Origin of the sequence: Streptomyces sp. SDr-06 (assembly GCF_003324565.1) — a bacterium.
Taxonomy (GTDB): domain Bacteria; phylum Actinomycetota; class Actinomycetes; order Streptomycetales; family Streptomycetaceae; genus Streptomyces.
Genome location: NZ_QOLA01000001.1, coordinates 168,528 through 190,660 on the forward strand (window position 1 = coordinate 168,528; position 22,133 = coordinate 190,660).

Genomic DNA, 22,133 nt, shown 5'->3' on the forward strand with positions numbered 1-22,133 from the left:
TACTCTCCCCCGGTCAGGTGGGGAGACTGGCGACGGTGGGCGCGACCGTGCCGAACAGGTCGGTGATCGTCGTCAGGCTCGCGTTCTTCAGCACGGGAGCCGGGATCGGCTTCCCGTCGGGGCCCGGCAGGGTGCGGGTGGCGGTGGCCTCGGCGACGACCGTGGGACGGTAGCCGAGGTTGAAGGCGCCCTGGGCGGTGAAGGTGACGCACATGTGGGTCATGAACCCGGCGAGCACCAGGTCCCCTCCGACACCGAGTTCGCGCAGTATCTCCTGTAGCTCGGTGTCGTGGAAGGAGTTCGGGAACCGCTTGACCACGACCGGCTCGCCCTGGAGAGGGGTGACCTGCGGGCAGATGGCCCCGATCTCGGCCCGGATGTCGTACGGCGTCCCCTCGCCCCCGTCGTTGACCACGTGGATCACGGAAATGTCCGCGGCGCGGGCGGCGGACAGCAGCCGGGAACCGGCGTCCAGCGCCTGCGCGGAGCCTTCGAGGGCCATGACACCCGTGGTGTAGGTGTTCTGAAAGTCGATCATGATGAGGGCGCTGTCGGACAGGCGCGGCAACTGGTTGTTCAGGCCGATCACATCGCGCAGGGTGGTGGCCGCGCTGCCCGTGTGCGCGACGCCTATGGGTTGCTCGGCCATGTGGGCCGGCTCCGTGGGGAGTTGGCCCATGTGTGGCCCGTCGGCGTGTGGGCTGCCCATATCCGGGCTCCCTTCGATTCTGCGGTGGGAGGGGGTGGCAGGGCCATTCGACGGGGCCCTGTTACGCGTCAGGTCAGGGTGCGGAAGCGGCGCCGGTAGGCCGCCGGGGTGGCGCGCAGCTGTCTGCGGAAGGCGCGGTGCAGCGATTCGAGGGAGCCGAGGCCCGAGGCCGCCGCGATCTGCTCCAGGGACTGGTCCGTGCTCTCCAGCAGCCGCCGGGCCGACTCCACCCGGGCCGCCTCCACATAGGCGGCGGGACTGGTCCCGGTCTCCTTGCGGAACACCCGGGTGAAGTGCCGCTCGCTCAGACACATCCGCCGGGCCAGGACGGCCGCCGACAGGTCGCCCTCCAGATGGTCGGCGATGAACCTGCGCAGTTCGGCGCTGTCACGGCGGGTGGAGGCGGGACGGGAGAGCGGCACGCTGAACTGGCTCTGCCCGCCCTGTCGCTTGAGGTACATGACCAGGAGCCGGGCAACGGACAGGGCGGCCTCCTCGCCGTGGTCCTCGGCGACCAGAGCGAGTGAGAGGTCGAGGCAGGCGCTGATGCCGGCGCCGGTCCACACCCGCCCGGAGCGTACGAAGATGGGGTCGGGGTCGACCGTCACGCCCGGGTGCTCGCAGGCGAGCTGAGCCGCGGTCGACCAGTGGGTGGTCGCGGTGCGCCCCTCCAGGAGCCCGGCGGCCGCCAGCACATGCGCGCCCACACACACCGAAGCCACCCTCCGCGCGTGTGGCGCGGTCGTGCGCACCCACTCCACGACCTCGTCGTCGATGCGCGCGACGGGGCCCTCGGGCGTCATGTCCACCGCGCCCGGCACGATCAACGTGTCCACCGCGCCACCCACGTCGGCGAAGGCGAGGTCGGCGAGCAGTCGCACCCCGGCCGAGGTGGCCACCGCGCCGCCGACGGGTGCGGCGAGGCGGACCCGGTACTCCGGCCGGCCGCCGATCACCCGGTTGGCCAGTGCGAAGACCTCGGCGGGGCCGGTCACATCCAGTACGTCGACGTCCGCGAAAACCGCGATGACCACGCGATGGGGAGTGGACATGCACCCATCATCGAGGCGCGCCCGGATGTCGGCAATGACGGTTTTCTGTCACATCCGGCCATGCTGCGGGGCGCGGGCCGACGGCCGCCCGCCTCCGGCCACGCCCCGTGGGTGATCCTTCAGGCGGCCTCCGCCGCCACGGACAGGGTGGCGCGCGGCCGCGTGTAGAGACGGCCTCGGACCTCGCCCCGCGCCAACCGCTCCATCGCCGCCGGGAGTTCGGTGAAGGGCACCTCGTGCACTCTGGGCTTCAGCGCACCGCTCGCGATGAGGTCGTACACTTCGCGCAGTTCGTCCTTGCTCGCGCCGAGGGAGCCGACGAGCTGGACGTTGCGCATCACCAGAGAGGCGATCGATATCGGGGCGACGGCGCCGCCGAGCCCCACGAGCACCACGCAGCCGCCCGGTCGCACGCTCTCCACGGCGGCGGCGGCCGTGGAGGGGACGCCCGCGAAGTCGACGATGACATCGGGATGGCGGGTCGTGAGCTGCCGGACGTCCTCGAAGCACGCCACGGCGCCGGCCTCCGTGGCCGCGGCGTAGGTGGCCGGATTGACGTCGACCCCGTACACCGTCGCACCGAGCAGATGGGCGATGCGGACGCCGTTGAGGCCGAGCCCGCCGAGCCCTATGACGCCGACCGTCCGGCCGCGCCGTACCGCACCGGCGGTCCGCACCGCGTGGTAGGCGGTGGCCACGGAGTCGGTGGCGACCGCCGCCTCGGCGAACGACACGTTGTCGGGTATGTGCACCAGCGTGGAGACGTGCGCCAGCTCCTGCTCGGCGAACGCGCCGTCGTGCCCCACGCCGGGCGCGAACCGGGCCGCTTCGATCGGGTGCGAGACGATGGCGATGCCCACCCGGTCCCCCACCGCGAAGCCCCGCACGTCGTCGCCCACCGCGGAGATCACTCCCGCGCCCTCGTGCCCGAGGGTGACCGGGGACTTGACGGTGAGGTCTCCCAGGTCCATGCCGCTCATGATGTGGAGATCCGAGTGGCACAGCCCGGCCGCCTCGATGTCGACCACCACCCATTCCGGCCCCGGCACCGGGTCCGGCACGGTTTCCAGGTTGAGCGGCCGTCCCGCGCCGGCGAACCGTATGGCCTTCATCTGCGCATCCCCACCTTCACCCCTGTGTCGCACAGGTGTTCCCTGTTCTGGTGGTTGAATTCCCAAGGTTCGGGCGTTTTATGCGCGTGAATCGTTTCAGCAGCCAAGATCGCCGACACGGATGGGAAGAATGAGGTCAACGGCGGCCCGCCCTGGGGGAGTTGAGGCGGGCCGCCGTCGTTCTGGGGCCGTTCCGCGTCAGGTGCCGTTGACCTCCAACTCGTAGATGCGGGCGGCCGGGTCGCTGTTCTGGGTCGGGGTGAGGACCGACAGGCGCACATGGCGGACCGAGGCCGTCACCGGACTGGTCGTGGAGTCGTCCGTGTTGCCCCGGACCTGGGCCACGGTCGTCCAGGTGCCGCCGTCGGCGGAGACGCTCAGATCGAAGTCCCTGGTGTTCCAGTCCGCGCTCTCGCCCCCGGCGCCCGCATGGCGCACGGTGATCGAGGTCAGCGGGTGGGACGCGCCCAGATCGACCTGGAGGGTCTTGGTGCCGGGGGCCTTCGAGCACCACTTGTCGCCGGTGCCCCCGGTGAAGCTGCCGTTGACCGCCTTGTCCGGGGTCTCGGTCGCGTTGCAGGACGCGGAGCCCGTGGCCGGCTGACCGATCGCGAGGTCACGGCTGCCACCGCTCGGCCCGTAGACCTCCAGCTCGTAGATGCGCGCCGCGTCGCTGCCGCCACCGCCGGTGTTGGAGGGGCTGGAGACGACGAGCCGTACGTAGCGGGCGGATCTGGCCGCCACGGGATGGTACGTACGGCTGGAGCGTGAGCCGGTGACCGTGGCGGCGGTGGTCCAGGAGGAGCCGTCGGTGCTGGTCTGGATCTGGAAGGCGCCGGTGTTCCAGCCCGTGTTCTCACCGCCCAGACCGGCATGCTTGATCACGAAGGAGGACACGCTCCGGGCGGACCCGAGATCGACCTGGAGCGTGGGGGTCGCCGCGGCCGAGCACCACTTGCTGTTGTTGGCCAGGGAACCGTCCACGGCCTTGTCGGCCGACTCCGCCGTCGCGCACGTGGCCGATCCGGTCACGGGCTTCCCGAGGGCGAGGTTCGTCCCGAGCTCGGGCGCGGCAGGCACCGGGGTGGCACCGTCCTGGAAGGACGGCGGCACGTCCTGGGAGCCGGTCCCCCACGTCGCGCCGGGTGTGGCGCCCATGGTGTAGGTGAGGGTCGCACCGCTCGCGACGTCGGGGTAGCGCAGGTAACTGTGGCTGGTGGCCGTCCCGTTGACGTCCAGAGCCTGGACATAGGGCCCGGTGCCGGAACTGTTGATGGTGATGTTCCCGGCCGCCCGCTGGATCACGATGGAGGAGAACTGCGGGCCGTGCAGGGCGAGGGTGTCCGCGCCGGGCGTGGCCGGATACATCCCGAGCGCGGCCCACACGTACCAGGCCGAGGTCGCGCCGAGGTCGTCGTTCCCGGGCAGCCCGCCCGCGCCGGTCGTGAACGACTCGGACATCACCTTGCGCACCGCGTCGGTGGCCCCGGCCGGATGGCGCGCGTAGTTGTAGGCCCACGGCACACCGTGCTCGGGTTCGTTCCCTATGTAGTAGTAAGGCCTGCTCTGCCCGGCGTTGACCTCGGTGAAGTGGTGGTCCAGGCGCTGGACCGCGGTCACCGCGCCACCCATGGAGTTGATCAGGTCGGAGAAGTCGTACGGGACCATCCAGGTGTACTGGGAGGCATTGCCCTCCGTGAAGGTCGACTGGCTCGCCGGGTCGAGCGGCCAGCTCCAGGAGCCGTCGCTCTTGTGCTGCTGCACATAGGACGACTCGGAGTTGAAGGTGTTGCGCCACCACTGGGCGCGCCCCATATGCGTGGTGTAGCTCGACGTGTTGCCCAGGGCCTTCGCGAACTGGGCCACCGCGAAGTCGGACGCCGAGTACTCCAGCGAGTCCGAGGGGTCGTCGAGGTAGTGCAGGCTCGTGTACGTCGACTGGCGTCCGCGGATCGGACTGCCCTGCGCGGTACCGCCGTTGGACGCCTTCTCCATGAGGGACAGAGCCGCTGCGGTGTCGAAGTCGCGGGCGCCGAAAGCGTACATGCTGCTCACGATGATCGGGCCGGGGTCGCCCGTCATGACGAAGTCCTCGTTGGTCTGCTGCGACCACTTGGGGAGCAGGCCGCCCTGCTGCCCGTCCAGGACCATCGACTTGGCGATGTCACCGGCCTCGGTGGGTGCCATGAGCGCGATCAGCGCCGCCCAGGACCGGTAGATGTCCCACCCCGAGTAGTTCTGGTACACCGGCCGGGCCGAGTTGTGCACCGCGTTGTCGAAGCCCCGGTAGTCACCGTTGACGTCGCTGGAGATGTTGGGGCTCTGGAGGACGTGGTAGAGCGCGGTGTAGAACTTCTGCCGCTCCTCGGTGCTGCCGCCGGAGACCTGGACGCGGTTGAGCATCCGGTTCCACGCGTCGTCGGCCGCGGTGCGCACGGCGCCGAAGTCCCAGCCGTTGTTCTCCGAGGTCACGTTGGCCTGGGCGCCGGCGACGCTGACGTAGGACAGGCCGACCTTGAACTGGACCGCGGCGTTGCTGGTGGTGTCGAAGGTGACATAGGCGCCGGTGTCGGTGCCGGACGCGGTGGCCGAGCCGTCGCTCACCGTGCCGCCCGACCAGGTTCCGAACCCGGTCGGAGTCCGGTCGAAGCGCACGTCGAAGTAGATCTGGTACGTCTTGGACGAGCCGCAGAATCCGCCCGCCGTCACGCTGCCGGTCAGCTCGTTGCCGTTGATGCGCACGCTTCCGGCGCGGTTCCCGGTGGCGCTGCGGCCGGTGTTGATCAGCAGCCGGGACGCGGTCGAGGCCGGGTAGGTCAGCTTGCCCATCGCGGTGCGGGTGGTGGCGGACAGCTCCACATCCGTGGCGTAGCGGTCCAGCCTCGTCTTGTAGTAACCGGGCTTGGCCACTTCGTTGGACTTCGTGTAACCGGAGGCGTAACTCGTCCAGTTGGTGCCCGGAGAGCCGCCGAGCGCGCCGGTGACCGGAAGCAGCGGCAGGTCCTCGTTGTTGGCGCAGCCGGCGCCGTCGAAGTGGGTGAGGCTGAAGTCCTCGATCGAGGTGTCCTTGTAGCGGTAGCCGGACGGGGAGGCGGTGGGCGTGTCCGGGCCGAACTGCACACCGCCGAAGGGCACCACGGCGCCGGGGTAGGTACTGCCCCCGGCGCCGCCGGGCACCGGGTTGGGGGCATTGCTGTCGTCGGTGCCGATGAACGGGTCGACGTACGGGGTCAGCGGGAGGGTCGCCGCGTGGGCGGGCGTCGCGGCGAGGCCCGCGAGCCCCAGGGCGCAGAGCGCGAGAGCACCGAGGGCACTGACGCATCGGGAGGCACGTCTGGGCCGGACCACGGATCCGGAGGAGGGCACGGAGCGGAGCACGAGGGGGGACCACCTTCTCGCAAAGGACCGCTCGCCGTCCGGCGAGCGGCCTCGGGACGGGGGATGCTCGGTGTGCATGTGAACGTTACCAATCAACTCCGGATTGTTGAGGTGTCCCTGACCAGCCGTCAAGAGTGCGGGCCAAATCGAGCCCCTCGCGCGCCCGGAGGCTCCGCCCGAGTCGACTCAAGGCGGCAACCCTCTCCTGCCCCGATGATTTTGACGTTGTGTCAGCTGCCAAGATCCAGCACGTCCCTCGTCATGGGAACGTTACCAAGCCGGAACGGGTGGTTCCTGCTGTCGCGCCTCAGCCGATCCAGGTACCCCACTGGCCCCCTGACATGGGGCGCCGTCTGCCATCATCGACCCGTCGCCGTGCCGGGTCCCGGTCACGGACCGGTCGATGAGGAGGCTCGTGAAGCGCCCGACGATGAAGGACGTGGCCCGCGCGGCGGGCGTGAGCCCCATGACCGTCTCGCGCGCGGTGTCGGGCGAGCCCGGGGTGTCACCGGACACCGCGGCACGGGTCGAGCAGGCGATACGGCAGCTGGGTTATCAGCGCAACGACAACGCCCGCAACCTGCGCCAGAAGAACCTCCGCACGTCCACCATCGGGCTCGTCGTGGACGACCTGGCCAACCCGTTCTACGCGCTCATGGCCCGATCCGTGGAGGACGAGGCCCACCGGCGCGGCTGTCTCGTGCTGGTCGGCAGCACCAATGACGAGCCCCGCCGGGAACGCGAGGTCATAGCCGCCTTCACCGCCCGCCAGGTGGACGGTCTCATTCTGGTCCCCACCAACGGCGGCCACGGATTCCTCAAGCAGCCCATGGCGGGCGGCACTTGTGTCGTCTGCGTCGACCGGCCCGCCAAGGGCCTGGCCGTGGACACCGTCACCGTCGACAACCGGGCCGGAGCCGAGAAGGCCGTCCGCCACCTGCTGGGCCACGGCCACACGCGGATCGCCTATCTCGGCGACCGGTTCGACATCTGGACCCAGCGCGAGCGCCACGCGGGCTACCTCGACGCCCTCGCCTCGCACGGCGTACCCGAGGACCCCGCTCTCGTACGCCACGGACTGCGGTCGCAGTCCGACGCGGCGGCCGCCCTCGCCGAACTGCGCGCCCTGCCCGATCCCCCCACGGCACTGTTCACCACCAACGACCTGATCACGATCGGGGTGATGGACGGACTGGGGCACCCGAGCCCCGTCGCCCTCGTCGGGTTCGACGACTTCCCGCTGGCCGACCGGCTCAGTCCGCCGCTCAGCGTGGTCAGCCAGGACCCGGTCGCCCTCGGGGCGACGGCCGCGAACCTCCTGTTCTCCCGCATCGACGGCGACCGCTCCGCGCCCCGCTCCGTCGTCCTGCTGACCCGGCTCGTCGTACGGGGCTCGGGGTCTGTCGCCCCCGGGTAGCGTCCGTCCCCGCGGCTACCGGAGCAGCCCCTCGGGGAGATAGGGCGACCGTACGGGGACGGGCCAGCCGATGCGGCGCGCGTGGCAGGCCAGTCCCAGCACATCGAGGTTGAGGGCGGCTTCCAGGTCCTTGCCCCGGTCCCCGACGGCGTAGTACTCGCGGTGCTCCTCCAGGGCATCGGCCAGCGCCAGGGCGAAACCCCGCTGGTCGCCCTCGATGAGCTGGGACAACAACGAGACCGGCGGAGGGAGGAATCCGCCGCCGGTCGTCCGCTCGGCCGTCGACAGCGCGTGGTCCATCGCTCCCTCGGGGGCCACGCCGCGCAGATAGTCGTGGAGCGCCGCACAGTACGCCCCACCGGGCGAAGGGCGGTCGTCCTCGGCGAAGAACCCGGGCTCCATCAGCACACAGTCGGCCAGCGGCCCGCGCGCACCGACGACCAGGGCCAGCGCCACCGCCCGTTGCCACTGGTGCGGGTTGGGCCGGTAGGAGCTGCGCCAGGCAGGGAGCGGCCGGGTCGTGCCGCCGATCGAGACCTCGACCTCGGTGCCCGGCTCGGCCCGTGCCAACCGCAAGGCGCCCGCACCGGCCTCGGCACCGAGCAACAGGGCCTCGTACTGGCACGGATCCGTCCCGCCCGGATCGAGCGCCACCCGCGCCAGGAACCGCTGCCGCTGGTCGGACATGAACGACGTCAGATCCCGCGCCAGCGCCTTCGCGTCCTCCCCCGGGTCGTGGAAGCGCGCCATCTCCTGCGCCGCGTAGTCGTCGTACAGCGACGCGTCCGCGGTCCGGGCCGCGAGGGGGTGCGCGGGGCGCTCGATCACCAGGGGGCCGGTGCCGAGGGCGGCCACGGCGTCGGCGCGCTTGTCCCGTCCATAGGCCCGGACCCGCGGCGCGCTGCGGGCGAACCCGGTCACCAGGGCCCGCGGAAGGTACCCGGAGTCGATCCGCGGCCGCCAGCCGTACCGGCGGTGGGCCATCGCCGCGAGCGCCAGGGCGTCGAGCGGCAGCAGGCTGCGCGGCTCGGTATTCCCATCCTCAATGCCGGTCCGGTACTGCTCCAACTGCGCTGCCAGACGGCGCGTGAAGGCCTCTTCGTCGCCCGCCGCCAGCGCTCGCAGGGTACCGAGCGCGGCCCGGGGCCCGGGCCGGTCGTCACCTTCGCCGAGCGTGGCGACCATCATGTCGATCAGCGCGCACTTCTCGATGTCCTGAACGGGGCCGGTGGCGGCCAACCCGTCCGCCCCCTCCTCGTGGCCGAAGGCGTACGCCATCAGGGCGTGGACCAGCGCCACGTCGGCACGTCCCTCGTTTCCCCGCCACGGCGGAGCGGCCGCGATGAAGACGTCGGCCGCGCGGTCCGCGGCACGGGCGAGGAACGCGAGGCAGAAGGAGTCCAGCCACGGAGAGGAGGAGACCAGCGTGTCCTGCCGCCCGGTCCTCGCGGCCGCGTCACCCTTCCCTGTGTCCTCATCCTGCGCGGCACCTCCGAACTCGCCGCCGTACGAAACCCCTGCTGCGGCATAGTCGATGAACACGTCGAACTGCCGCCCCGGCCAACTCGTCAGCCTGAGCGCTCCGAGCGCCGCGGCCGCGGCCGATCCGAGAGCGACCTCGGCATCCTTTCCGCCCAGATCGGGCCGGTGTATCGACCGCGCCCCGAGATAGTCGAGGAAGGCAGCGGCGATCATCCGCCAACCCCGCGCCGGACACGGATCGTCCCGCATCCGGTGCACGTCCACGGCGATCCGCTCCGCGAAGCCGGACTCCGCGGCGGCGCACGCCGCCTCACCGACCCGATGGCGCTCGATCCGCACCTCTGCCTCCCGACAGGTCCCCGTTCGATCTTGCCTTGCCAGCATAGGAAGCCGGTCTGACAATGCGTCCGCGTCGATGGACGGACGGGAACGCACGACGGCCCCCACGGCTCCTTTGTCATCATTTGGTCACACGGACGTGCGATCGTGGTGGTGCCTGCTTGGTCGCCTGGCGCCGCGAAAGTTCCGGACCGGATCGGAAATGAGGACTTCCGACTGGAACGCCTTCGCATGTTCTTGGCGTCTAGGCGGCCGACAGCGCAGAGCACAGGGCGAGACCAGTATCAGCAAGGCGGGCTGCACTACGTATGAACGAGAAGAACAGCGCGAGGGCGGGCGGGGCTTCCGGCGAGGAGGCCGTACCGGATGAGAGGGCCGACGCGGTGAAAGCGCCGGAGGAAGCCGCTCCGGGCGCCAAAGCTCCGTCGTCCCCGCCGGCCGACAAGGCGGGACAAGAGGCCGGGGCGGCCCCGACCGGATCGACGCGCACCGGGCGAACGGCCGCCGAAGCCTGGTCGGCCCAGGCCAAGACGGCGCCCAAGGGCGAGGGCGGCCCCAACTCCGGGCACGTGGCGGCGGATCGGGACCAGGCTGACCGGGCGGACAAGACCTTGGTCTTCACGCCGACGGCATCGGCCTCTTCCTCCGCGGGGACGTCCGAGGAAGCAGCCGCCGACCGCGCCGGGAACGCCGGGAACGCCGGGAACGCTGACAACCCCGAGAGCACGGACGCCGGGGCCGCCCGCGACCCGCGCGCCCACGACGCGGCCTCCAGCGCTGCGCCGCGCGGCGAACGGCCCACAGCGTCAACCGAGTCCGACGGTGAACAGCCCGGCGTGGACCGGGCCGGGGCCAAGCACGAGACCGCCCCGGCATCCGGTCCGGGCCGACGCCCGGACACGGAGAACCGGGACGCGGCAGAGCCGGACGCGCCCTCGCGCCCGGCCCCCGCCGCGGTCTCCGGATCGGCGTCCGTACCGGAATCCGACTCGGGCGCAGGCCCGGTTTCGCCGTCGAACTCGGACCAGGACAAAGGCTCCACGGCCCCCTCGGCCGCCGGTGCGGGCTCGGCCTCGGAGGTCACCCGCACGTCGACCCCTGTCCCGGGCTCGGCCTCCGACTCCGACGCGCCCTCCGCCACCCCCGCCCCCGAGCAGAACACGGCCGACGACGCGGAATCCGGATCCGGCTCGGACTCCGGCTCCGCGAAGAAGCCGCCCGCACCCTCGTGGGCCGCCCGCAGGGAGTCGGATGCCGAGCGGACCAGTGAGTTCGTCGCGCTGAAGCCGGACCTGCCGCGGCCGACCCCGTCCCGCCCCGCCGGGGCCGTCCCCGCGCCGCCGACGCCCGGCAAGAAGCCCGGCCAGTCCGCCGTCGACCGGGAGCGCACCCGGGAGTTCGCCGCGCCCGCGCGCGGGGACGACGACCGCACCATGGCGCTGACCCGCCCGCCCGCCCCCGCCATCACTCCCCCCGCGGCCGCGGCCGCTAGCGGCGACTCCGCGGGGTCGCCGCCTCCGCTCGACCTGCTCGCGCAGCTGACGAACACCCCGCCGAAGCCGGAGACGGTGGGACGTACCGTCACGCGCAGGATCAAGATCTGGGGCACGCTGGTCGCACTGATCGCCGTCGTCCTGGTGGCCGTCCAGGCGCTGCGCCCGCTCCCGACGCCGACCCTGAAGCTCACCGCGAAGTCGACCCATACCGCCGCCGGCGGAGCCCTCTCCCTCCCGTGGCCGTCCGAGGGCCAGGCGGTGGTCGACATCGACGGCCTCGGCCGGATGGGTTCGTACGGGGAGATGAAGCCCCTGCCCATCGGCAGCGTGGCCAAGGTGATGACGACGTACCTCATCCTCCGGGACCACCCGCTCAAGGCCGGTGACAAGGGGCCCTCGATCCCGGTCGACCAGAAGGCGCAGGACGACTACACCAACGGCGTCAAGGAGAAGGAGTCGGTCGTCGAGGTCAAGACGGGCCAGCAGATCTCCGAACTGGAGGCCCTTCAGGCCGTCATGCTGCCCTCGGCCAACAACGTGGCCCGGCTGCTGGCCCGTTGGGACGCGTCGACGGAGGAGGCGTTCATCAAGAAGATGAACGACACCGCCAAGGAACTCGGCATGACCAACACGACGTACACCGACGCGAGCGGCCTGATCGAGTCGACCGTCAGCACGGCCGAGGACCAGGTCAAGCTGGCCAAGCACGCGATGGCCGACCCGGTGTTCCGGCAGATCGCCAAGCTGCCCTCGTACACGTCGACGACGACGTCCGGTGGCACCACACCCGAGACGGCCAGGACGCAGCGCAACTTCAACAAGCTCGTCCCGCTGTACGGCGTCGTGGGCATCAAGACGGGCTCGACGACCAAGGCGGGCGGCAATCTGCTCTTCGCCGCCGAGACGACCGTCGGCGACACCAGGCAACTGGTCGTCGGCGCCGTGTTCGGCCAGCACAAGCCGAACATCATCGAGACCGCGACCGCGGCCAGCAAGAGTCTGATCCTGGCGGCGGACAAGGCGCTCAAGACCGAGACCGTGGTGAAGAAGGGCGAGGTGGTCGGCCAGGTCGACGACGGCCTCGGCGGTACGGTTCCGGTCGTGGCGGCCAAGGACCTGACCGTACCGGTGTGGTCGGGCGCCACGGTCTCGATCAAGCTGACGGACGGTGGCAAGACGCTGCCGCACACGGCGAAGGCCGACACCGAGGTCGGCACCCTGACCGTGGGCAGCGGAGCCGGTGAGGCGAAGGTGCCCGTCACACTCAAGGACGACCTCGCCGAGCCGTCGTTCGGCGCCAAGCTCACCCGGCTCGGCTGACCGGGACGACATCGGCCCTTTCGCGACAGCGCGGCCCCGCCGGTTCCGGCGGGGCCGCGCTGTCGCTTCGGGGTCAGCAGGGGACGGCGCCCCCGCACTGGCAGGGGCCGCCGCTCTGGCATCCGCACTGGCAGCTCGGTCCGCAGGAGCAGTTGGCCGCGCGCAGGGGCTGAGCGGTCGCCGGGCCGGGCATCGCGAACGGAGGGGGCGGTGGAGTCGCAGGAGGAACAGGCTGCTCGGGAATCATGGTCAAGCTCCCTTCCCTGGTGCGCCTTTCAGCCCCGAGTCAACTCCTCGCCGGCTCGACCGTCAACTACCCTGCATGGCAAGGAAGTTCTGTTGTCCGGCTGGAATCCGTCGACGGACGGTCCTGCCTCATGACGCCGGCGTCGGGACGATGGTCGGTGGTGCGCGGCACGGTGGCGGGGAGGCTGGTCCCCGGGCGCGCGCGGCACCCGTGTGTCCGGCGCATAAGATCGGCTCGGTCCGACGAGGGGAGTCCGGGATGACGTCGAGGTTCAGGTTCGGGGCACGTTCGGCGGGTGGCACACGGCCCGCGACCGGGATACGGCTGCCCGCGCTGCCGCTCGCCGCGGCACTGCTCACCGCGACCGTGGCGCTGTACATCGCGCTCGTCGCCTTCGGCAACATCACCGACTTCGACACCAACCGCCAGTTCGTCCGGCACGTCCTGGCGATGGACACCACGTTCAAGGACCCCGATCTCATGTGGCGAGCCATCACGTCGGGCACGCTCCAGGACATCGCCTATGTCCTGATCATCGCCTGGGAGACGGTGGCGGCCCTGGTGCTCATCGCCGCGTCGGCCGCGTGGCTGACCGGGCTGCGGCGCCGCAGCGGCCTGGGCCGGGCCCGGCGGCTCAGCACGCTGGGGCTTTTGATGATGCTGCTGCTGTTCGGGGCCGGGTTCATCGCCGTCGGCGGGGAGTGGTTCGCGATGTGGCAGTCCAAGTCCTGGAACGGCCTCGACGCGGCCGCCCGCAACTTCATGATGGCGGGCGTCGTGCTCGTCGTCGTCCACCTTCCGGGCCCCGACCCGCAGCAGGAGTAGGCCGGTCGGTCACCGGGGCGCCGCGCTGCGGGCGGGCATCCTGTGCAGGCAGCGAGGTGCCCGCACAGGTGCCGCTCACCCGGGCCGGTACGCCAACGTCCCGGCCGTGCCGGCGGCGGGGGCGATCGCGGACGTCAGCACGCCGTCACCGGATGTCGCCCAGCGTCAGTCGAGCTCCGCGCAGAGATCGGTTACCTCGAAGCTGCGGTGGCCGGTGTCGCAACACATCATCGGCTCGAGCTGCTGTTCATCGGTTTCGGGCAGTTCCTGCAGTTCCAGAACGAGGCTCTCCATGTGCCGTGTCCCTTCCGGGGGTTGGGTGGTGCCCCCGGGCCGGCCGGTCGACCAGCCACGACCTCGCTCCGCCGTGGACGAGGCGGAGCAGGAAATCGAGTACGCCGGAGATCCCCACGTTGTACGAGGCACAGATCTCGCGCAGCGTGTCGTCCGGCACCAGGAAACGGCCCTTGCGGCGCGCCGCCCGCACGGTCAGACAGGACGTGAGGTCGAGCGCGGCCTCCCGGTGGCGGCTCTCGCCCGTGAACTCGTGGAGATCCAGTAGCAACTCGGCGTTGCCCGCGACTCCGTGGCAGGTTCCCGGGCCGACCTGCCAGCGCTGCCGGCCTACCGCGCGGGCCGCACCCTCGGCGTGTTCCAGGAACCGGTCGTCGCCCGTCTCGCGCCACAGCCGTACCAGGAAGCTGCCGACGCCGGACGTCCCGTTGCACCAGAAGTTCAGGCCGGGGCGCTCGGTACGGCCCGGCCCCTTCGGCCAGTGCGCGCTGCCCGAGCGCCACTGGGCGACCGCGCACAGCGCGTGCCCGCCGCCGATGGCGATGTCGGTCAGGTCGGGACGGCCCAGGTCCCGGCCCGCCGCGAGAAGGAAGGCCGCGTTGCCGGCGACACCGTGCCCGAACCCGTAGCAGACCGAACCGGCCAGTTCGGCGCGGTACTCGGGGCCCGCGTCCCAATCAACCCCCGGACCGTCGTGCAGCAGTCGCAGCACCCCGTCCGCGCACCGCGCCGCCCGTTCGGCGAAGCGCCCGTCGCCGGTCGCATGCCACAGGTGCAGCTGCGCCAGGCCCGCCCCGGACAGCCCGTGGCAGATGTCGGGGTTGGCGCCGTCCAGCGGGATGTTCAGCGCGTAGGCGACCGCCCGCTCCGCCAGGGCCGGGTCCTCCAGGGTCGTGGCGGCTTCGTACAGGGCCCACGCCGTGCCGGAGCGGCCGAAGTACAGGCCGGGCAGGACGCGTTCGGGCGCGGTGAGTCGCCGATCGAGCCACCGCGCGGCGGTGCGCAGGGCGGGCTCCGCCGCTTCGTGCCCACAGCGCACCGCCCGGTCCAGGACGCCGAGGACACCGCCCGCGCCGAGCTGCACATTGCACGGGTCGCCGTCCGGCAGTGCGGTCGGTCCGGGCCAGAGGTACTCCCGCGCGGGGTCCATCGTCGCCCCGAGGTGGGCCAGTCCATCGGCGAGCAGCCGCTCAGCGGTGGGTACGGGAGCGGACGGTCGGGGCTGCTGTCGCGCGACGGCGTCCGCCGGTTCGCCGCCGCCTGGCGGCCGACGCCCCGCCCTCCCCTCCGGGCCGGTGCGCAGGTACGCGGCGGCCCGCTCCAGGGTCCAGCGCCGCGCGCCGTCCGCGGTCAGCCCGGTGACGAGCGGGGCGAGCGCGCGCAGGGCGGGCAGTTCGGGGGCGGGCGGGGTGTCCGGGGCGAGGACCGGGCTGATCCCGGCCGTGACGTGGAGCAGGGTCGCGCCCAGGCTGAAGCAGTCGGCTTCCGGCCCGGGCGCGGGCGGGGCTCCCTCGGGGCCGGCCGGGGTCTCCAGGTATTCCGGCGCGGTGAAGCCTCCCGTCCCCGCGACGGGTGCCGGGGTGCCGGTGCGCACCGCGCACTCCAGGTCGACCAGGACGGGCCGGTCGTCGGGGGTCATCACGACGTTGCCCGGTTTGAAGTCGCGCAGCACGAGGCCTTCGGCGTGCAACCGGCCGATCATGGAGGTGAGTTCGCGGGCGAGGCACCAGGCCTCGGCGACCAGGACGTGCCCTTCGCCGGTGCGCAGCCGGTCGGCGGTCCACTGTTGCAGGTTCACACCGTCGATCAGGTCCTCGGCGAGGAAGACGTGCCCGCCCGCCTCGAACACCTCCCGAACCGGTGGAGTGATGCCGAGCGGGGCGAGGCGGCGCAGGATCTCGGCCTCGTGCCGGAGCCAGTCCCGCGCGTCCCTGCCGTCCGTCCCGGCGCCGACGTGCGGGCGGGCCTCCTTCAGCAGGACACTCTCGCCGGTGTGTTCGTCGCGGGCGCGGTAGACGCCGCCGCGGTTGGAGTGCCGGATCGCTTCCTTGACGAGGTAGTGGTCGGCGAGCAGCACGGGCTCGCCGCGGCGCCGTCCGGAACTCGCCGCCTCGGTTTCCGGGAAGGGGTTGCCCGCCCAGCGCGGTGGGGCGAACCAGGGGTTCCGCTCGTCGGCCACGAAGGTGCCGTCGGGTGCGCGCAGGCGGCCTTCGTAGAACCCCTCGTCGTTGAGTTCGCGGGGCCTGGCGAAGCAGCCGTAGCGGTAGTGCACGAGGCTGTCGGGGCGATAGCGCCGGTCCGACAGGATCGCGGGCCCGGCGAGGCCTAGGGTCCGTTCGTGCAACCGCGCGGCCAGCAGGCGGAGTTGATCGTCGTCGGCGGGGTAGGCGGTGAGGAACTTGCCGGACTGGGCGCGGGCGGCGCGCACCGCGTTCATCTCGGCGGCGCGGCCCGGCGTGGCCGGGAACTTGAACGCGCAGCCGTGCGCCACCAGCACCCGGGCCGCGTTCTCCAGGACGTCGGGCGCCGAGAGGGGCGTGGCCGACAGATGGAGCTTCCAGCCCTGTCGGCGGCTGACGTGGTGCGCCGGAGTCACCATGCACCACGGGTCCCGGTGGCGCACCCGCCAAGGGGAGGCCGATTCCGCCTGCGCCAGGATCCGCGCGAGGATCGGCTGATAGCTCGACGTCACCCGGCCAGCATGGCAGTTTCCTCCCCCGGCGACGGGAGGTGTTTCCCGGCCAAGTCGCAGGGGCCGCCCGCCGCCGGTCGCCCTCGACAAACGGTCGTCTTCGGCTCGGAGTTGGACGGAGCCGGTCAACTTCTCGTGAGGTGTGGTCACCGAGCTCCACAGACAAGGTGCATAATGCATGTGTAGCCCTTCGCGCGTCCCCCGTCGCGAAGGGCTACACCTGCGTGCCACGGCTGTGCGCACCGAACACGCCAAGCGCGCAGGGCACAGCAGCCACCCGAGCAAGGAACTCCCCTCGTGGCTCCTTGTTCGTGTTTTTTCGAGTTAACAGTGACGTAGAGTGTTTCCGCAAGTCCGGTTCTGATCGCGGAGCAAAGTGTTCCGTTTTGTCGCCGCCCGACCTGGCCGACAGACTCCCCAGGGGCCGAGCCCTTCTACCAAGGTCAGTTAAAGTACGAATCCGTTGACCGAATCGAACATCGCGCATCGTCGGACAGCGCATGAGCGGCGGACGTGGACGTGGGGACCCTGATGGACAACGGCGAAGAGCGCACTCCCAAGCTGACGACGTTGCAGCAGAAGGTCGAGTACATGGTCGAGAAGACCTTCCCGGGAGAGAAGATCTCCGGCCGGGTCTTCGCCGACCTCGTCAAGGAGCGGGGCGGCTCCCTCTCGCACAGCTACTTCTCCAACATCCTGGCCGGCAAGGTCACCAACCCCTCCGAAGAGATCCTCAAGGCGCTCGGGCTCGGCTTCGGTGTCGACTGGCGCTTCTTCAAGGACGAGTCCGAGGTGGTCGACGACGTCGTCGCCGGGCTCCAGTTCCTCGCGAAGCGGCGCACCGGGGAGATCAGCGGTCTGGCCGGCCGCGGCATCGACGACGACGGCCTCGACCCCGAGCTGCTCCAGTTCGTCCTCTCCCTGCTGGAGGACAACAAGGACGGACGGGACAACGGGCCCGAAGGCGCACCTGGCGGGCAGCCCGGGTAGCGGCCACCGCGTGTTCATGACGATTGGCTAAGATCGCAGACCGCTTGTCACACACGCGTGACTACGATCAAGAGGTCTCAATGTCCATGCGCGAGCTGCGGAGAGAGTGCGAAGCCGGACTGGCGGATCTTCCCATCCCGGCCCCGTTCAGCATCCAGGGTCTTGTGGCGAACATGGAAGAGGCCCGCGGCCGCACCATCGTCCTGCACGAACTCCCCGACCGGCTGGCCCGGGTGAACGCCGCCTGCGGCCTGCGCCTCAAGTCGGGCGGCACCAGCTTCGTGCTCTACCGGCGGCGCCCCACCGTCTACCAGACCCAGCACGTGATCCTGCACGAGCTGTGCCACGAGTGGTTCGACCACGGCACGACCCTGAGCGCGGACCAGCTGCGCCACCTGCTGCCCGTCTTCAACACCTCCCTGATCAACCGGGTCCTCGCCTCCGACCCGCCCGGCGACCGCGGCCGAACCGAACCCGCCGACCCCGACGCCGACCCCGACGGGCTGCCGCCCGCCGTCACCGAGGCCTTCCGCTCCGGCGGCCCCATCCAGGCGCGGGCCCAGTACGACACGCACGACGAGCGGATCGCGGAGTTCGGCGCCTCGCTCATTCCCCGCATGGCCCGCGACGTGACGAGCGACGACATGGTCGGACGGCTCGCCAACTCCCTCTCCCGGCCCGTGGCCCACCGCCGCCGGGGCTTCTTCCGCCGCTCCTAGCCCCTCGCCTCCCCTGGCTCACCCCCTCCGTCCCCCCGCACGTGACCCCCGAGGAATTCCCGTGACCGCGCTTGACCTTGCCGGCTACCTGATAGCCGGCGTGATGACCGCCGTCGCCCTGTGGCGCATGCCCGCGGCGCTCTGGGGCGACGAGGAGGACAAACGCAGGCGCGCCCTGTGGGGCTGCTACGCCGGCTTCGCCGTCGCCCTGTGGACCAAGACGAAGGTCGTACGCATCGGCCTCAACAACAGCCCGATCGTCGACCTCGCCGTCCTGATCAAGCACTACACGGCGACCATCGCGATCCTGGCGATCCTCAGCTACATCGTCGCCATCTACGGACACTTTCCGGAGGGCGGCGTCATCCCCCGCCACGTCCGGTTCGCCCGGGTGATCCAGCAGGTGGCGGCCAAGGCGTCCGTCGCCACACTGATCCTGCTGACCGTGCTCTTCTTCACGGTGGTCGACCGCTCGTACGCCTCGGACCGGTTCGTCTCCGACCACGCCGGGCAGTGGGGCGCCACGCTCTACATGAGCGTGTTCTACCTGTACTTGGGTGCCGCCTCCGCCGTCTGCGCCTACCAGTGGGCGCTCGCCACCGCCGGGGCCACGGCCCGCCATCTGCGGATCGGCCTCGGCATGATGACGTTCGCCATGTTCATCGGCGTCGGCTACACCGTGAGCCGCACCCTCTTCCTGTGGGTCAGCGTCGCCGACCAGCCGAGCCCCGCCTTCGCCCTGAGGTTCGACGAGATCACCGAGGCCGCCCAGGTCGTCCTGTTCGCGTTCTTCGCCCTCGGTGCCTCCATCCCCGCGTTCAGCAAGGGCTGGCGCCGGGTGCGGCTGTGGCGGGCGCAGGCCCGCCTGCATCCGCTGTGGCACGAGCTGATGACGGCCTTCCCCGACCAGCCCTTCGAGCCACCGGCCCCGCTCATCCGCGAGCTGACCCGGTTCGGCACCCCGGCCGACCTGCGGATCGACCGGTGGGCCGCCGACATCGCGGACGCCGTCGAGAAGCTGCGCCACTACGTGCCGGACGGTCTGCTCCCCGCCGCCAAGCGGGCCGCCGCCGAGGACAGCCCCCGCGAGGAGAACGCCGGGCCGCTGGCCGAGGCGTACTGGATCAAGGCGGCGCTCGCCGCCAAGGCGGACGGCGCGGGCGCGGGTGACGCCGCAGCCGTCGAGACCAAGCACGCCACCGACCAGGACGGCGAGGTCGCCTGGCTGGTACGGGTGGCCGCCGCCTACCGGACCGTCAGCGGCGAGCGGGCCCGCGGCGTCCTGAACTCCCTGGAGAAGACCGGGTGAGCGACACCCTGACCGAGGCCGACGAGAGCCGCACGACGGCCGCGGCCCGCACCGTCACCGACGTCCTGCAGCCCCGCAACGTCCTGCTCGCCGGGATGCTGGGGATCGGGCTCGCCGCGGCCGGCGAGTGGACCGGCCTGCTGTGGGGGCTGCTCGGCGCACTGTGCGCCGGGCTCATCCCGGCCGGCTACATCGAGTGGGAGCGCAAGCGCGGCACCTGGGGCGACCGGCACGTCGTGGACCGCACCAAGCGGGCGCCGATCTTCTTCGTCATCCTCGGGTCGATCGGGGCCGGCTCGGTCGTCATGGTCCTCGGCCACGCCCCGGCCGGCATCCTGACCGCGATGCTCGCCCTGTGGGTGATGACGATCTTCCTGCTCGCCGTGAACACGGTCTGGAAGATCTCGGTGGACTCCGCGGTCGCCTCGGCGGTCGTGGCCCTGCTCGCCGTGGTGCACTCCCCCTGGTGGCTGCTCTCCTACGCGGTGACGGTCGCGGTGTGCTGGTCGCGGGTGGCCCTGGGCTACCACACGGTCATGCAGACGGTCGCGGGCGGCGCGCTGGGCGCGGCCACCTCGGCGGCGTTCCTGTTCGTCTGACCACGCGCGCGTCAGTCCGGCCCGCGCCGGGCGGCACGGGCATTGCGGCCCGGCGCGGTGCCGACCACGCGCTTGAAGTGGCGGGTCAGATGGGACTGGTCGTAGAACCCGGTGGCGCGGGCCACGTCACCCGGTGCCCGGCCGTCGAGGAGCAGTCCGCGGGCCCGGTCGACCCGACGGGCCGTCAGATACTGGTGCGGCGCGATGCCGAACTCCGCGGTGAAGGCCCGCACCAGATGCGTGGGGTGGGCGTACACGAGGCCCGCGGCCTCTTCCAGCGTCACGCCGTCGACGACCCGCGCGTCGAGGAGCTCGCGCAGGCGCCGCGCCACCGAGCGGTCGGGAGCCCGCAGGTCACCCCGGAGCCGGGGCCGCAGATGGCCGCGCAGCCGCTCGGCGATGAGCGCGAGCCTGCTCTCGGCCTCCAGCTCCGCGCCACGGTGCGCGAGAGCCGTGTGCAGTTGCCCGACCCTGCGGCGCAACACCGGGTCCACGAGGTCGGGCCCGTCGACCGCGGGCGCGATGAGACTGTCGTCCAGCTGATTCCGCTCCAGGTAGACCACCCGCTTGCGAAAGCCGTGCGCGGTGGCCGGGGATCCGTTGTGCGGCACGTCCGGCGGCAGCAGGCTCACCGAGCCACCCGGGGTGCCGTGCGCGTGCCGGTCCAGGTCGTAGCGCACCGCTCCGTCGTCGACGATCAGCAGCGTCCAGCTGTCGTGGACGTGCATCGGGTAGGAGTGCTCGGTGAACCGGGCGTGGAAGACCTCCACCACGCCCGCCACCCGCGGGCGCCAAGCGGAGATCTCCTGTCCGGCCGTCATGCAAGGAACGTACAAGACGCGCCCGGAGCGGGTTCGGCAGTCTCAGTCCATGACATCAGACAGTGCGCCCGTACGTTTCGACACGAAGATCGCCGTGCTGCTGCGCGACGACCTGCACACCTGGCAGCGGCTCAATGTGACGGCCTTCCTCGTCAGCGGGCTCGGCACCGTACTGCCCGAGACGATCGGCGAACCGTACGCCGATGCCGACGGCACCCCGTATCTCCCCCTGTTCCGCCAGCCCGTCCTCGTCTTCGAGGGGAGCAAGGAAGTGCTGCGCTCGGCCCACACCCGCGCCGTGGGCCGCGCCCTGCCCCTGGGCGTGTTCACGAGCGACATGTTCAGTACGGGCAACGACGTGGACAACCGGGCGGCGGTCCGTGCGGTCACCGGCGCCGACCTCGATCTCGTCGGGCTCGCCGTCCACGGGCCGCGGAACGCGGTCGACAAGGCGCTCAAGGGCGCGCGCATGCATCCCTGACGGGCGCCGGGTCAGGAGAGCGGGCGGCCACCGCGAGACCGCACCCTCCCCGGTCGCCGAAGCGTGGTATATCCCACGGCCGACACTCCCGTCCGCACGGAATGCGCACGGCTCCCCGGGGGTTGTCCTCGCGTACGGCCGGGGCGGTACCGGCCCGGGGGACGCACACGGAGAACGGAATACACAGCCATGGGTGAGTTGATCCTCGTACGTCACGGGGAGACCGAATGGTCGCTGTCGGGGCAGCACACGAGCTACACCGACCTGCCGCTCACGGCGCACGGGGAAGAGCAGGCCCGGGCGGTCGCGCCGCTCCTCGCCGACCGCCCGGTCGGTCTCGTCCTGGTCAGCCCGGTCCAACGCGCCGTGCGGACCGCAGAGTTGGCCGGGTTCAAGAACGCCCGCGTCACCCCGGACCTTCATGAATGGGACTACGGCGGCTACGAGGGGATCACCACGGCCGAGATCCACCGCGACCGACCCGACTGGAACCTGTGGACCGACGGCGTCGCACCCGGCCCCGCCGACCACCCGGGCGAGAGCCCGGCCGAGGTCGGCGAGCGGGCCGACCGGGTCCTCGCCGAGGTCGCCACCGCCCTGCGCGCCGGGGACGAGGACGTCGTCCTCATCGCCCACTCGCATTTCCTGCGGGTCCTCACGGCCCGCTACCTCGGCCTTCCGGCCTCCGGCGGCGCGCTGTTCGTGCTCGACACCGGGGCGGTGTCCCGGCTCGGCCGCGAACACGACCGCCCGGTGATCACCGCCTGGAACACCGTTCTTCAGCACACCGCGCACTGACCACGCACCGTGCGACGGGGGCGCGCGAGCCGGGGACCGCGGGTTCCCGGCTC

16 protein-coding genes are annotated in these 22,133 nt (G+C 71.5%); 9 read left to right on the forward strand and 7 right to left on the reverse strand.

Annotated features, from left to right (window positions below; genetic code table 11):
* Positions 1 to 13 precede the first annotated feature (13 nt).
* The 4 genes from DT019_RS00740 to DT019_RS00755 form a co-directional block, all read right to left on the reverse strand.
* Positions 14 to 649: a cysteine hydrolase family protein gene (locus DT019_RS00740; RefSeq protein ID WP_114034575.1), complete on the reverse strand. Its 636-nt coding sequence runs from the start codon at positions 647 to 649 to the stop codon at positions 14 to 16.
* 128 nt (positions 650 to 777) lie between these two features.
* Positions 778 to 1,761: a GlxA family transcriptional regulator gene (locus DT019_RS00745; protein ID WP_114034576.1), complete on the reverse strand. Its 984-nt coding sequence runs from the start codon at positions 1,759 to 1,761 to the stop codon at positions 778 to 780.
* A 119-nt stretch (positions 1,762 to 1,880) separates the two neighbouring features.
* Entirely contained in the window at positions 1,881 to 2,873 is a 993-nt protein-coding gene (locus DT019_RS00750) for a zinc-binding dehydrogenase (protein ID WP_114034577.1), read from the reverse strand.
* Positions 2,874 to 3,071: 198 nt separating this feature from the next.
* Positions 3,072 to 6,251, reverse strand: coding sequence for a GH92 family glycosyl hydrolase (locus DT019_RS00755; RefSeq protein WP_223279229.1), 3,180 nt, complete (start codon positions 6,249 to 6,251; stop codon positions 3,072 to 3,074).
* Between the two features lie 415 nt (positions 6,252 to 6,666).
* Between DT019_RS00755 and DT019_RS00760 the strand changes: the two genes are divergently transcribed.
* Positions 6,667 to 7,668: a LacI family DNA-binding transcriptional regulator gene (locus DT019_RS00760; RefSeq protein ID WP_223279230.1), complete on the forward strand. Its 1,002-nt coding sequence runs from the start codon at positions 6,667 to 6,669 to the stop codon at positions 7,666 to 7,668.
* Between the two features lie 15 nt (positions 7,669 to 7,683).
* Here the strand turns inward: DT019_RS00760 and DT019_RS00765 are convergent, their stop codons facing one another.
* The gene (locus tag DT019_RS00765; RefSeq protein ID WP_189389007.1) at positions 7,684 to 9,489 is read right to left on the reverse strand and encodes an immunity 49 family protein; all 1,806 of its coding nucleotides are present in this window, start codon (positions 9,487 to 9,489) and stop codon (positions 7,684 to 7,686) included.
* Between the two features lie 308 nt (positions 9,490 to 9,797).
* On the opposite strand from DT019_RS00765, the gene DT019_RS00770 reads away from it, so the two are divergent.
* Together DT019_RS00770 and DT019_RS00775 are read left to right on the forward strand one after the other, a co-directional pair.
* Entirely contained in the window at positions 9,798 to 12,305 is a 2,508-nt protein-coding gene (locus tag DT019_RS00770; protein ID WP_114034580.1) for a D-alanyl-D-alanine carboxypeptidase, read from the forward strand.
* Positions 12,306 to 12,810: 505 nt separating this feature from the next.
* Positions 12,811 to 13,377 carry a DUF2165 domain-containing protein gene (locus DT019_RS00775; protein ID WP_114034581.1) on the forward strand — a complete coding sequence of 189 codons (567 nt, stop codon included), beginning with the start codon at positions 12,811 to 12,813 and terminating at the stop codon, positions 13,375 to 13,377.
* A 247-nt stretch (positions 13,378 to 13,624) separates the two neighbouring features.
* Here DT019_RS00775 and lanL read toward each other — a convergent pair whose 3' ends face one another.
* The gene (gene lanL, locus DT019_RS00780; RefSeq protein ID WP_223279231.1) at positions 13,625 to 16,363 is read right to left on the reverse strand and encodes a class IV lanthionine synthetase LanL; all 2,739 of its coding nucleotides are present in this window, start codon (positions 16,361 to 16,363) and stop codon (positions 13,625 to 13,627) included.
* Between the two features lie 531 nt (positions 16,364 to 16,894).
* On the opposite strand from lanL, the gene DT019_RS00790 reads away from it, so the two are divergent.
* From DT019_RS00790 to DT019_RS00805, 4 genes are all read left to right on the forward strand, one after another.
* Complete coding sequence (locus DT019_RS00790; protein WP_114035255.1) at positions 16,895 to 17,353, forward strand: hypothetical protein; 459 nt, start codon at positions 16,895 to 16,897, stop codon at positions 17,351 to 17,353.
* Positions 17,354 to 17,433: 80 nt separating this feature from the next.
* Entirely contained in the window at positions 17,434 to 18,072 is a 639-nt protein-coding gene (locus DT019_RS00795) for a toxin (RefSeq protein ID WP_114034584.1), read from the forward strand.
* 61 nt (positions 18,073 to 18,133) lie between these two features.
* Positions 18,134 to 19,381, forward strand: a complete 1,248-nt coding sequence (locus DT019_RS00800; RefSeq protein ID WP_114034585.1) for an MAB_1171c family putative transporter — start codon at positions 18,134 to 18,136, stop codon at positions 19,379 to 19,381.
* The gene (locus DT019_RS00805; RefSeq protein ID WP_223279232.1) at positions 19,378 to 19,980 is read left to right on the forward strand and encodes a hypothetical protein; all 603 of its coding nucleotides are present in this window, start codon (positions 19,378 to 19,380) and stop codon (positions 19,978 to 19,980) included. Before DT019_RS00800 ends, DT019_RS00805 begins: the two co-directional genes overlap by 4 nt.
* Positions 19,981 to 19,991: 11 nt before the next feature.
* On the opposite strand, the gene DT019_RS00810 is transcribed toward DT019_RS00805, so the two are convergent.
* Positions 19,992 to 20,801 carry an AraC family transcriptional regulator gene (locus DT019_RS00810; RefSeq protein WP_114034586.1) on the reverse strand — a complete coding sequence of 270 codons (810 nt, stop codon included), beginning with the start codon at positions 20,799 to 20,801 and terminating at the stop codon, positions 19,992 to 19,994.
* Positions 20,802 to 20,850: 49 nt separating this feature from the next.
* On the opposite strand from DT019_RS00810, the gene DT019_RS00815 reads away from it, so the two are divergent.
* Complete coding sequence (locus DT019_RS00815; RefSeq protein WP_114034587.1) at positions 20,851 to 21,282, forward strand: DUF2000 domain-containing protein; 432 nt, start codon at positions 20,851 to 20,853, stop codon at positions 21,280 to 21,282.
* A gap of 189 nt (positions 21,283 to 21,471) precedes the next feature.
* Positions 21,472 to 22,080: a histidine phosphatase family protein gene (locus DT019_RS00820; protein ID WP_114034588.1), complete on the forward strand. Its 609-nt coding sequence runs from the start codon at positions 21,472 to 21,474 to the stop codon at positions 22,078 to 22,080.
* Positions 22,081 to 22,133: the final 53 nt, after the last annotated feature.